The organism is Homoserinimonas sp., from assembly GCF_056262345.1.
The window spans coordinates 1-11,991 of the sequence record NZ_JBACFR010000070.1; the positions used below are offsets into that span (position 1 = coordinate 1).

The window sequence follows — 11,991 nt, forward strand, 5'->3', positions numbered from 1 at the left end:
GCACCGAATCGAGCTGGCGCAGCGGTGTCGGCCGCGAGGATGTCGAACCCGGCAATGTCGTCGACCCGCACACCTGCAGAGTCGGCCAGCACCGCGAGAATCGAGTCCTCATCAGAACCCGCCGTGCCGAAAATGGGCTGCGTGTGTTGCTGCCGGTCGAGCTTGAGTCCGTCATTCGCCTCCCGGTCGAGGTGAATGGCCAGCTGCGGGATGCGCAGATAGGGCCCCGTGCGGGCCAGAACCTCTCGTCCATCACGCGTGACAATGCGGCCCGCGAGTTCGAGTTCCCGGTCGAGCCACGAATTCAGGAGCGGACCGCCATAGACCTCGACGGATGCCTGCCGCCACCCGTGCGCGCTGATCGAACCGTTCGGCTTGAGCTTGAACCCTGGCGAATCGGTGTGCGACCCGAGAATTCGGAACGGGGTGAGACCGGATGCCCCTGCCGGAATATTCCAGGCCACGACGGCACCATCGCGAATCACGAACTGGCGGCGCGGCTTGCGCCCCTTGGGCTTGGGCATAGCCCAGGCGTCGGCCTCGTTCAGGCGATCGAATCCGGCCGCCTCTAGCCGGCGTCCGACCTCTGCTGCAGCGTGGTAGCTCGACGGCGAGGCCTGAATAAAGCGGGCGAAATCTTCGATGTAGGCGTCGGCATCCGTCATGACACTATCCAAGCACCTGCGGGCAGCTCTCGCCCGCAGGTGCAGCGCCGCCTAGGCGAACTCGAGGATGAGCTCGACCTCGACGGGCGAGTCGAGCGGCAGAACGGCAACGCCTACGGCGCTGCGAGCGTGGATGCCGAGGTCGCCGAAGATCTCGCCGAGCACCTCGGATGCGCCGTTGATCACACCGGGCTGGCCACTGAAGGACGGATCTGAGGCAACAAACCCGACGACCTTAACCACGCGAGTCACGCGATCGAGCGAGCCGATGACCGACGCCGCAGCCGCGAGGGCGTTGAGGGCACACTGGCGGGCGTACTGCTTGGCATCAGCAGCGGGAACGAGACCGTGCCCGTCACCGACCTTGCCCGTCGCCGGCAGCGCACCGGCCACGAAGGGAAGCTGGCCTGAGGTGTACACGAGATTGCCAGATACGACTGCGGGCACGTAGGCCGCGACGGGGGCCGCAACCTCTGGAAGGGTGATACCAAGCTCTGCGAGACGGTTTTCTACGGACATTGCAATCCTCCAACAGGGGGTTAGATAACGGAGCACGGGCCAGCGCCCGTCACGGCCAAAGCCGCCGAAACGCGTCTACTCTGCAGATGCGACGGGGCGCTTGAGGTAGGCGACGAGCCCACCCTCTGGGCCAGTCACGACCTGCACGAGTTCCCAGCCCTGAGCGCCCCAATTGTTGAGGATCGCTGCCGTGTTATGAATCATCAGCGGCGTGGTCAGGTATTCCCAGGCGTGCATGTCGGCATCCGTTCAGGTTGGCGAGAGTCTCGATCCCCTACTCTAGATGCTATGTCTGCCCAAAAAACAAAGCCCTCCGGCGCCGTTGGTGCCCTCGCAGGGCTTGCCGGACTCAGCCTCCTTGCCGGCGTGCTCGTCACGGCCTTGGTCACTCCCGCCATCGCTGTCACCGGAATGGCCGCGAAGAGTTCCATTGACATCTTCAACAGCCTTCCCGATTATCTCGAGATCGGAAAGCAGTCCACCAAGAACGTTATCTATGGTCTCGGCGGCGACGGCGCCCCCGTCCCCATCGCCGAAATCTACGACCAGAACCGCGAAGAAGTTAACTGGGATCAGGTCTCGCAGTTCATCAAGGATGCGACGGTCGCCGGTGAAGACCGCCGATTCTATGAGCACGGCGGCGTCGATGTTTCTTCGGTAGTCCGCGCTGCAGTCGGCAACGTTGCCGGCGGCGACATCGGCAGTGGTGCGTCGACATTGACCATGCAGCTGGTCAAGAACATCAAGATTCAGGATGCTCTAACGCAGCCGTCCGAGACCCTCATCAAGGCCAAGTACGCCGAGGCCGTCGAGCAGTCCATCGAGCGCAAGCTTCAGGAGATGAAGCTCGCGATCGGGCTTGAGAAGAAGTACGAGAAGGACGACATCCTTCTCGCTTACCTCAATATCGCCGGATTCGGTGGCAACACCTACGGAATCCAGTCGGCTTCCAAGGAGTTCTTCTCCGTGCCCGCCTCCGATGTGACGGTTGCCCAGGCCGCGAGCCTTGTCGCGATCGTGCAAACTCCGTCGAAGCACAGTCTTAATGACCCCGAGAACTTCGAGTCCAACAAAAACCGCCGCAACCTGATCCTCGGCAACATGCTCGAGCTCGGCTACATCGATCAGGCTCAGTACGACGAGGCCGTAGCGACGCCCGTCGAGGTGACCTACAGCACTCCCCGCAATGGTTGCCTCGCGGCATCTGCGGCCCCATTCTTTTGCGACTACGTGACCAAGCTCATCCCCGAGCTTGAGGTTCTCGGGGCATCCGAAGAGGAGCGCCTCACGAACTGGAAGCGCGGCGGCTACTCCGTTTACACGAGCATCCAGCTCAACCAGCAGGAGAACGCGCAAGCGATCATTCAGGCGCAGGCTCCCGCCGAGGAGACTCGCCTCGAGCTCGGTGCCGTCGCCTCGGTCGTGGAGCCCGGCACCGGCCGCATCCGCGTGATGGCGCAGAACAAATACTTCAACAACACGCTCGAAGGCGGCGGAAGCGCCGCAACCGCGGTCAACTACAACACCGACAAGCCCTACGGCGGCTCAAGCGGATTCCAGACGGGCTCGACGTACAAGATCTTCACGCTCGCGACGTGGCTCAAGTCCGGACACGGCCTCAACGAGGTTGTCAACGGGGCCAAGCGCACCTTCGACCAGTCGTCGTTCCCCGACTCCTGCGGCGGCGGCTTTGCTGGCAAATGGACCCCGCCGAACTATGGCGGCAGCAGCGGGTCAGCAAGCACAACAGTGCTTCAATCGACCGCGAACTCCTACAACATCTCCTATGTTGCCATGGCGCAAAAGCTCGACCTGTGCGAGATCCGAAACACCGCGGAGTCGATGGGCTCACACCGTGCCGACGGTGCTGAGCTCGGATTCTCGCCCGCCTCAATCCTCGGCACCAACGAGATCGCCCCGCTGTCGATGGCTGCGGCCATCGCCACGATCGGCGCCAACGGCCTGTACTGCAAGCCCACCGCAATCGACAACATCGTCGATTCCGACGGCAACGAGCTCGGAGGCCAGGCACGCGAGTGCTCGCAGGCGCTGACCCCCGAGGTCTCAAGTGCCGTCGCCTATGCACTCAAGCGTGTGCTCACCGCAGGATCGGGAACCGCCTCAAACACGCGTGACGGCATCCAGATCGCCGGTAAGACCGGAACCACAGACGGCTCAAAGGACACGTGGATGATCGGCAGCACGTCGACCAACGCGCTCGCGATCTGGGTCGGCAACATCGTCGGCAACGTGAACCTCAACAAGCTCTCGTTGCCGGGCGGAAACGGCGCGACCGCCCGTCACCGCATCTTCCAGCCCGTAATGAAGGCGCTCAACGCGCAGTTCGGCGGCGCCCCCTACGCAGATCCGCCCTCCTCGCTTCTCGCAGGGCAGGGTGCCGTGGTGCCTAACGTCGTTGGGCAGACGCAGGAGCAGGCCAAGGTTCTCATCGAAAGCCTCGGATTCGTCTACGCCTACGGCGGAGAGGTCGATTCGAAGCTATCGACCGGGCTCGTCGCCTCAATGGATCCGGGAGCCGGTAACACCGTCCCCAAGGGAAGCACCGTGACGGTCTACTCGAGCAACGGCAGGGGCGTTGAGATGCCCGATGTGACCAGAAAGCCCGGCGGAGGCTACTACAGCTTTGGCGAGGCGAAAGCGGCTCTCGGCTTCTCGGGAAGCGTGTCTGAGGCGTGCTCGCCGCTGCCCCCCAAGGGCAGCCCGAGCGAGCCGGACAACCCCACGGCCGGCAAGGTCATTGCGTCGAACCCCGCCGCCGGTGCCGACCTGCTGCCGAGCACCGCGGTGACTCTCACCGTGGCAAAGTACAACTGCTAATGGGCACCGCCGCCAAGTCTGTGGGTTCCGCTCTCGGGGTCGTCGCGGCCGCCGGAGCGGCGACCCTGGCCTGGGGAACCCTCATCGAACGCAACGCCTACCGCGTGCGCCACGAAGTTCTCCCTGTGCTGGATGCTGGAGCATCACCCATCCGGGTGCTGCACATCAGCGACCTGCACATGGCCCCGTGGCAAACCGCCAAGCAGGACTGGGTTCGTGGCCTGGCCTCGCTCACCCCCGACCTCGTCGTGAATACGGGCGACAACCTCGGCCATGTTGACGGCCTCATCGGCGTGCGTCGCGCGCTCGAGGTCTTCGATGGCATCCCGGGGGTCTTTGTCCACGGCTCGAACGACTATTTCGGCCCGACCGGCAAGAACCCCCTCGCCTACTTCTCCGGCCCCTCACACCGGCCCGAGAAAGCTGCGGAACTCGACACAGAAGCGCTCAACGCGTTCTTTGGCGAGCTCCTCGGCTGGGTTGATCTCAATAACGCCGCGCATTCCATGATCATCAATGACTCCCCCTTGGAATTCATGGGCACGGCGGATGCTCACCGCGGCTGGGATCGCCTTGACATGATTCCCGGCGCCCTCGACGAGCTTCGCGAGGCAGATCCTGAGCCGCTTCCGCCCACAATGCCGGCGGACCGTGAGGCAGTGACCATCGGCGTCACGCACGCGCCCTACCAGCGAGTTCTCGACTCGTTCGTGACGCACGGAGCCGAGGTCATTTTCGCCGGTCATACTCACGGCGGCCAGGTGTGCGTGCCCGGCGTCGGCGCTCTCGTAACGAACTGTGATCTCCCCCGCGATATGGCTAGCGGCGTCTCCCTGTGGCGGCACGCCCTCGGGAGCGCCTACCTCGAGGTTTCGGCAGGGCTTGGCACCTCGATCTATGCGCCCGTTCGGTTTGCGTGCCCCCCAGAAGCGGTTCTCGTGACATTAGTAGGGTCAGACATCAGCTATTCTTAACGGAGTCGCGCGAGGGATTCTGTCTCCCGCCGATAGATCGGGGTATGGCGCAGCTTGGTAGCGCGCGTCGTTCGGGACGACGAGGTCGCAGGTTCAAATCCTGTTACCCCGACACTAATAAGGACCAGGGCTTCGGCCCTGGTCCTTTTGTGTTTCTCGGGCCACGCTTCGCCGAGGGGTCCCGAATGCGTGTTGCGCGGGCTCGCCGAGGCGCATTCGGGCCCCCTCAGCGGAGGTGGGAGCGCGCGAGCAGCGCGAGGAGCGCGCGAGCAGCGCGAGCAGCGCGAGGCAGCGCGAGCAGCGCGAGCAGCGCGAGCAGCGCGAGGCAGCGCGAGGCAGCGGCTAGGTGAAGTCCGGGTCGGGGGCGGCCTCGTAGACAAAGTCGATGGGATCTTCGCGCCCACTGCTGAGCACCCCACCGCTCTCCTCTAGGTAGCAAGCGCCGCAGAGCGACTCATACGTCACCGCGAGGGTTCCCGCAGCTCCTAGGCCGCTCAGAGGGCGTTTGGCGGCAGCATCCGCTCCCTCGTCTATCGCGACCTGGTCCCCAGCAAAGATGAAGCGGTCGCCGATCTTGCGAGCGTTGAACACAGCCTTGCGCCCGCACCGGCAGATTGTCTTGAGCTCTTCGAGCGAATGGGCGACCTCGAGCATCCTGCGACTGCCAGGGAATGCCACCGTCTGAAAGTCGGTGCGGATGCCGTAGGCCAGCACCGGAATGTTCTCAAGAATCGAAATGCGCAGCAGGTCGTCGACCTGTCGCTCGCTGAGGAACTGTGCCTCGTCGATGAGGATGCAGCTGATATCGGAGCCCGTGCGTTGCCGAACCGCCTCGCGTTCCGCCTCGACGAGTGCGTAGACATCGTCGCGCGGCTCGATCACGAAGTCGACCGTGCGGGTGACGCCGAGGCGCGACACGATCTGGTCTGCGCCCTTCGTGTCGACCCTGGGCTTGGCGAGCAGAACGTGCTGACCGCGCTCCTCATAGTTGTAGGCAGCCTGGAGCAGAGCAGTGCTCTTGCCGCTGTTCATCGCACCGTAGCGAAAGTAGAGCTTGGCCATTACTGAAGGAACCCGTCTTCTGCGGCGCGGCGGATGAGCTCCGCCTTCTTGCTCGCCGGCCGATTAACCTTGGCGTACTTCTCACGTACTCGGCGCAGGTAGGTCTTGGCGGTTTCGTACTGCACGTTCATGCGCTTGGCCACCTCGGTGGTGCTGTGCCCCGAGACGTAGAGCTTGAGCGCGTCGATCTCGCCCTGGCTCAGCTTGGGCCGCACCTGGTTCATGGCACCCGTGGGCAGCGGGCGCCAGTTCTGCTGTGGCACCACCCCGCGATCATGACCCATGACGCGACGAGCCGCCTCCATGACCTCGTTCATCGGCATCGACTTGGAGAGAAAGGCAGCGGCACCGGATGCGAGGGCGCGGTCGCGGGCATCCCGCGTATCAAGACTCGTAAGAACGATGACCTTAGCCCCGGCGGCCCGACACGTGCGAACACGTGCCTCGATCGACACAGGCTCTTTGAGCTGAAAATCGAGAAAGACCAGGTCGGTGGGAAAGTTCTCGCTGTGCACGAGTTCAAGCCAGGTGTGTGCGCTCAACACGAGGTCGAAGTCGGGGGCGTTGGTCGTGATCCAGCTGCTGAGGCTATCGAGAAGAACCTCGTGGTCGTCGAGCAGAGCTAGTCGCGTGCGGCGCGGCGTCACGGCCTCGGGGACCGCTTCATCCGCCACCTGTGGCTCCCCCTGGATTTCACTGGTCATAGGAGAATCTTACTGTGAGCACCGACTGCAAGTACTCGGCACGCACGCGGCGGAACACCACGCGCATGACCGCCAGGTAGGGCCCGAACCGGCTCTTGACGAGGCCGTCGGTCATATCGACTCGCAGGGTGAGCACGCCGCGGCAGCGGCCGTCAGACCGGGCGAGCATGATTTCGAGATCTTCTGGGCGTCCGTTGGCGTTGTCGTAGATCGCCACGAGTAACGCCCGCAGCGCCGTGCGCTGGTCGTAGGTCATGAGGTTGGCAATGTGGTCATCGTCGTGGATGGTCGATGGCCGGCTCTGGCCTTCCCCTCCGCGACGGGCTCGTCCACGCAGATGATCGACTACGTTCTCCAGCCAGGTTCTATCGACCTCGGCAACCATGACCGCACGAATCGCATCGGCGATCGACCTGGCCCGCTCGCGAACATCCGGAGTGATCTCATTGTTCGCCAGCACCTCCCCAAAGAACGGCACCACCTCCTGATTCAGGATGGTGACGCGGTCCTGCTGCACCGAACGTGCGATGCCGGGTTCGCGCTCCTCGGACATCCGGTCGACGGCCTGAGTGGCCCGTACATGCCAGTGCTCAATCGACTTGATCATGCTGTCGGTGAAGGCGCCTGCGCTGAGGTTGAGGGCAAGAAGGGGCAACAGAACAAACGCGACCGTGACGACGGGTGGCACGTCACTGACGTCTTTGGCCGCCTGCAGCATGACGATGAACCCGATGAACACGGCCGCAACGACGCCGAATCCGACAAGTTCGCGCACGGGACGATAGGCGGCCATTCCGATGGAGAACAGACCGAGGACCACGGGAGCGACCCACCCCATTGAGGCATGCGCAGGCGCATCCCCCGCGGCGACCGCTAGCAGCCCTGCCGCAAAAACCCCGAGCGCGACAGTCCAGCCGTGCGATTTGCGCTGAAACGGGCCGCGGTAGGGGTCTGTTGCCGTGATGACGATCATGCTCGACGCGGCGATCACCACGAGCGAGAGCACCGCTGCGCTGGGGTTATCGACGGTGTCGAGGCCCGCAACGACAACGACAACGGCGAACACCAGGGCAGAGATCGCGGCGGTCATGGTGATGAGGCGGTTCGAATAGGCCCCCACCGGGTCCAACTCCTGCCGAGTGCGCTCGGGAGGTCTCATTCGTCCCCCCGCACGGTGGCCGCCGCCACGGCATCACCGTGCTCATCGCCCGCACCGGAATCATCGGGCCGATCGTCACCATCACGAGACTGAGGATTGGCGGGAAGCTGCATGAGCACGGAGGTTCCGCTGCCCGGAGTCGACCACACCTGCACGGAACCGCCGACCGACTCGATGCGGTTGTGCACCGAGGCCCGCAGCCCGAGCCGATCCGCACCAACGGCGGAGTCAGAGAAACCGCGGCCCGCATCGATGATCATGACAGAAAGCTCGTCGTCCGAGGCATACACGGCCACTTCGGCGACCATCACCCCAGAGTGCTTAATCACGTTGATAAGGCACTGCTTTGCCGCGAGGCCCAGCGCCTCGGCCTGGGCGGGTTGCAGTCGGTTCACCGCGGCGAAGTCTCCCGTCCCCGTCACATCAAGACCGGCCTCGCGCACCTCCTGAATCGCCTCACTCAGGGCCGTCCGGGAGCGGTCCTCGCCACCGGCAGTCGTGGCACCAGCGCCGTCGCTTAGCCATTCCTGGCCCAGCAGGATGTTTACATCGCGCTCAATACGTTCCTTCTGCTCGCTCGGCATGGAATCACTCGTCGAGGTGGCGATCGCGGCGAGGTGACTCAGGATCGTGTCGTGCATCAGGGCGGCCGCCCTCAGCTCCATTCGGGAGCGGATGTCGTCGAGCAGTTCGTCGTGGGCCGCGCGCTGAAAGCGTGGTTGCGATCGGGTGGCCCGGCGTGCTGTGACGTAGGCGAGAATGCAGATCGCAATCGCCTCGGCGAGAAGCCCCAGATTGAAGGGGTCGAGAAGCACCGGTCTGCCCGCGACGAACAGCGCTGCCGCCGCCGCACCCTCGGCGACGATAAACCCGCCGAATGTCCACCCGAGGCCAGCAAGGAGACCGAGGCCTGGCCCGGCAACCAGCACAACCGCCATCTTGGCGGGCGAATACCAGAATGCCGAATCGCCAATGACGTCGCCCATCTGGGTGGCAAGAACGAGCACATAGACGAAGGCGGATGCCGCGCCGACGACGAGGTAGACAACCCCAGCGAGCGGAGTTGCCTTCTTGTTGACCCAGGCCAGCGCGGGGAGCATGCAGAACAGCGCAAGCATCGCCGGCCAAAGCACACGCGTGGGGTAGGCGGAGGCGAATCCGAGAGTAATGAAGAGACCGGAGACGATGGCCGCGAGGGCCATACCGTGGGCAGCACGGGCTAAGGCCCTGGCTACCGCGCCAGGTACGAGGTGCTGGGGCAGGCCAATAGACATTACGCCACCCCCCTCCACTCAGTGAACAGAAAGAGTATGTCAGTCTTTCGACCGCGCTTGTACCCCGTTTATCGGCGATCCACTAGCGCGTATGCTGAAATGTCGGCGAGGCTGTGCCCCAGTGACAGGCGCAGCGCTATGCCAGTGACAAAACCTCTGCTGTTGCCGCCATCGTAGCCTCCGCCAGAGCGGGGTCGTCAGAAAGCTTGCGACCGAGCGTGGGCACCATCTTCTCAAGCTCGGGCTTCCAACCGTCGAACTCCTGGGGGAAGCAGCGCTTGAGAACTTCGATCATGATCGGCACGGCGGTCGAGGCTCCGGGGGACGCTCCCAGTAGGCCAGCGATTGAGCCATCCTCGGCGGCAACCACCTCGGTGCCGAACTGAAGAACTCCACCCTTTTTGGCATCCTTCTTGATCACCTGCACGCGCTGACCCGCCGTGATGAGACGCCAGTCCTCGGGGTTCGCATCGGGCATGAACTCGCGCAGCGCCGCGATCTTCTTAGCCTTGGTGGCCAGGAGCTCGCCGACCAAGTACTTGACGAGGCCGAAGTTGTCTTTTGCGACCGCCAGCATGGGAATGATGTTGCCGGGGCGAAGGGACAGGGGCAGATCAAGCCAGGAGCCCGTCTTGAGGAACTTGGGCGAGAAGCCCGCGTAGGGGCCAAACATCAGGCTTGCCTGGCCATCAACGACGCGAGTGTCGAGGTGCGGAACCGACATGGGCGGTGCTCCGACGGCGGCCTTGCCATAAACCTTGGCGCTGTGGCGAGCCACGACGGCCGGGTTGTCGGTGCGGAAGAACTGGCCGCTGATGGGGAACCCGCCGAAGCCCTTGGCCTCCTTGATGCCCGACTTCTGCAGCAGCGACAGTGCACCGCCGCCAGCGCCGACAAAGACAAACCGGGCCTTGGTGACTGCGGGGGTGCCCCCGACCATGTGCTTGGACTGGATGCGCCAGAGGTCACCCTCGCGGCGAAGCCCGGTCACCTTGCGCTCAAGGTGAAGGCGAGCGCCGTTGTCGGTGAGGTAGCTAAAGAGGTCCTTGGTCAGCGCGCCGAAATCAACATCGGTGCCGCCCGCAACCCGGGTTGCCGCGATCGGCTGGTTCTTGGAGCGACCGGGAAGCAGCAGGGGCGTCCAGGAGCGGATGACTGCGGGGTCATCGCTGAACTCCATGCCGGAGAAGAGGGGGTGGTTCTTGAATGCCTCGAACCGGCGACGGAGAAAGTCGACATTGGCCTCGCCCCAGACAAAGCTCATGTGGGGGACGGGGTTCACAAATCCGTCGGGCTCCGGCAGCATGCCTTCGCTCACCATGTACGACCAGAACTGGCGAGAGACCTGGAACTGCTCGTTGACCTTGACGGCAGACTCGATCTCGAACGAACCATCCGGCAATTCCTTGCCGTAGTTCAGCTCGCAGAGCGCCGCGTGCCCGGTGCCCGCGTTGTTCCACGGGTTTGAGCTTTCGAGGGCAACCTCAGACAGCGTCTCGAAGATCTCGATGGTCCAGGCAGGCTGCAATTGCTTGATGAGGGCCCCGAGGGTCGCACTCATGATGCCACCCCCGATCAGGGCAACGTCAAGGGGTGCAGGGGCAGACGAAGATGAGCTCACACGTTCAAGTTTACGCCGCACCGACCGCGCTCCTTGCCACAGTGCCTGCCACATAAGAACGGCCGAATTGCCTCTGCAGCAAATTCGGCCGTTCTTGCGAAAGGTTGGACGTTAGACCGAGAGCACCCGAGCGGCAATGAGCTCTGCAATCTGCACCGCGTTGAGGGCCGCGCCCTTGCGCAGGTTGTCATTGCTGATGAACAGCGCGAGCCCGCGCCCACCGGGAACACCCTCGTCCTGACGGATGCGACCGACAAAGCTCGGGTCGTTTCCTGCAGCCTGCAGGGGTGTCGGAATGTCGGAAAGCTCGACGCCGGGGGCATCCGCCAGCAGCTCCTTGGCACGCTCGGGGCTGATCGCTCGGGAGAACTCTGCGTTAATCGAGAGCGAGTGACCCGTAAAGACGGGAACGCGAACGCAGGTGCCGCTGACGAGCAGCTCGGGCAGCTCGAGAATCTTGCGGCTCTCGTTGCGGAGCTTCTTCTCTTCGTCGGTCTCATAGAGACCGTCGTCGACGATGCTGCCAGCAAGAGGAATCACATCGAAGGCGATGGGCCGAGGAAAGGCCGAGGGCTCGGGCATGGTGACCGCGGCACCATCGTGAACAAGTTCGATAGCGTCTTGCGCCACGGCTGCGGTGACCTGGCTGAGCAGCTCTTCGCCGCCCTTGAGGCCAGCGCCAGAAACAGCCTGGTAGGTGCTTACGATGAGGCGCTCAAGCCCCGCCTCCTCGTGCAGGACCTTGAGCACAGGCATGGCCGCCATCGTGGTGCAGTTGGGATTGGCGATGATGCCCTTGACGGCCTGGTCGATGGCATGAGGGTTGACCTCGCTCACCACGAGGGGAACCTCGGGGTCCATGCGCCAGCCTGACGAGTTGTCGACGACCGTGACACCCGCAGCGGCGAAGCGCTCTGCCTGAGCCTTGGACAGCGTTGCCCCGGCCGAGAAGATGGCAACGTCGAGCCCAGAGGGATCGGCTGTCGAGGCGTCTTCGACGACAATCTGCTCGCCCTTGAACGGGAGCGTTGTGCCCGCCGACCGCGCGGAAGCAAAGAAGCGGATGCTGGCGACGGGAAAGTCGCGCTCCTCGAGCAGACGACGCACAACGGCGCCAACCTGCCCGGTTGCGCCAACAACCCCGATGTTTACTCCTGCGCTCATCGGCCGGTCCC

General features: G+C 63.9%; 10 protein-coding genes, 1 tRNA gene and 1 pseudogene. 3 read left to right on the forward strand and 9 right to left on the reverse strand.

Annotation, left to right across the window (positions count from 1 at the left end; genetic code table 11):
• From AC062T_RS03585 to AC062T_RS03595, 3 genes and pseudogenes are all read right to left on the reverse strand, one after another.
• The coding region (locus AC062T_RS03585) for a zinc-binding metallopeptidase family protein (protein WP_476027465.1) at positions 1-665 on the reverse strand (665 nt) is incomplete at its 3' end.
• A 51-nt stretch (positions 666-716) separates the two neighbouring features.
• Entirely contained in the window at positions 717-1,184 is a 468-nt protein-coding gene (locus AC062T_RS03590; RefSeq protein WP_476027467.1) for a RidA family protein, read from the reverse strand.
• 93 nt (positions 1,185-1,277) lie between these two features.
• Positions 1,278-1,421 (reverse strand): annotated as a pseudogene (locus AC062T_RS03595) (DUF4177 domain-containing protein); the annotation flags it as partial.
• A gap of 51 nt (positions 1,422-1,472) precedes the next feature.
• Between AC062T_RS03595 and AC062T_RS03600 the strand changes: the two are divergent.
• From AC062T_RS03600 to AC062T_RS03610, 3 genes are all read left to right on the forward strand, one after another.
• Positions 1,473-4,022, forward strand: coding sequence for a transglycosylase domain-containing protein (locus AC062T_RS03600; RefSeq protein ID WP_476027469.1), 2,550 nt, complete (start codon positions 1,473-1,475; stop codon positions 4,020-4,022).
• Entirely contained in the window at positions 4,022-4,996 is a 975-nt protein-coding gene (locus AC062T_RS03605) for a metallophosphoesterase (protein WP_476027471.1), read from the forward strand. Before AC062T_RS03600 ends, AC062T_RS03605 begins: the two co-directional genes overlap by 1 nt.
• A gap of 38 nt (positions 4,997-5,034) precedes the next feature.
• A tRNA-Pro gene (locus AC062T_RS03610) sits at positions 5,035-5,108 on the forward strand.
• A gap of 230 nt (positions 5,109-5,338) precedes the next feature.
• On the opposite strand, the gene AC062T_RS03615 is transcribed toward AC062T_RS03610, so the two are convergent.
• The 6 genes from AC062T_RS03615 to AC062T_RS03640 form a co-directional block, all read right to left on the reverse strand.
• Positions 5,339-6,058 carry a thymidine kinase gene (locus AC062T_RS03615; protein ID WP_476027473.1) on the reverse strand — a complete coding sequence of 240 codons (720 nt, stop codon included), beginning with the start codon at positions 6,056-6,058 and terminating at the stop codon, positions 5,339-5,341.
• Complete coding sequence (locus AC062T_RS03620) at positions 6,058-6,762, reverse strand: response regulator transcription factor (protein ID WP_476027475.1); 705 nt, start codon at positions 6,760-6,762, stop codon at positions 6,058-6,060. The genes AC062T_RS03615 and AC062T_RS03620 overlap by 1 nt, the downstream gene beginning before the upstream one ends.
• Positions 6,752-7,921, reverse strand: coding sequence for a hypothetical protein (locus AC062T_RS03625; protein ID WP_476027477.1), 1,170 nt, complete (start codon positions 7,919-7,921; stop codon positions 6,752-6,754). Before AC062T_RS03625 ends, AC062T_RS03620 begins: the two co-directional genes overlap by 11 nt.
• A complete protein-coding gene (locus AC062T_RS03630; protein WP_476027479.1) occupies positions 7,918-9,195 on the reverse strand; it encodes a sensor histidine kinase in 1,278 nt (425 codons plus the stop codon). The genes AC062T_RS03625 and AC062T_RS03630 overlap by 4 nt, the downstream gene beginning before the upstream one ends.
• A 136-nt stretch (positions 9,196-9,331) precedes the next feature.
• Positions 9,332-10,756, reverse strand: coding sequence for a malate:quinone oxidoreductase (locus AC062T_RS03635; protein WP_476027481.1), 1,425 nt, complete (start codon positions 10,754-10,756; stop codon positions 9,332-9,334).
• Between the two features lie 171 nt (positions 10,757-10,927).
• Positions 10,928-11,980: an aspartate-semialdehyde dehydrogenase gene (locus AC062T_RS03640; RefSeq protein ID WP_476027483.1), complete on the reverse strand. Its 1,053-nt coding sequence runs from the start codon at positions 11,978-11,980 to the stop codon at positions 10,928-10,930.
• Positions 11,981-11,991 lie beyond the last annotated feature (11 nt).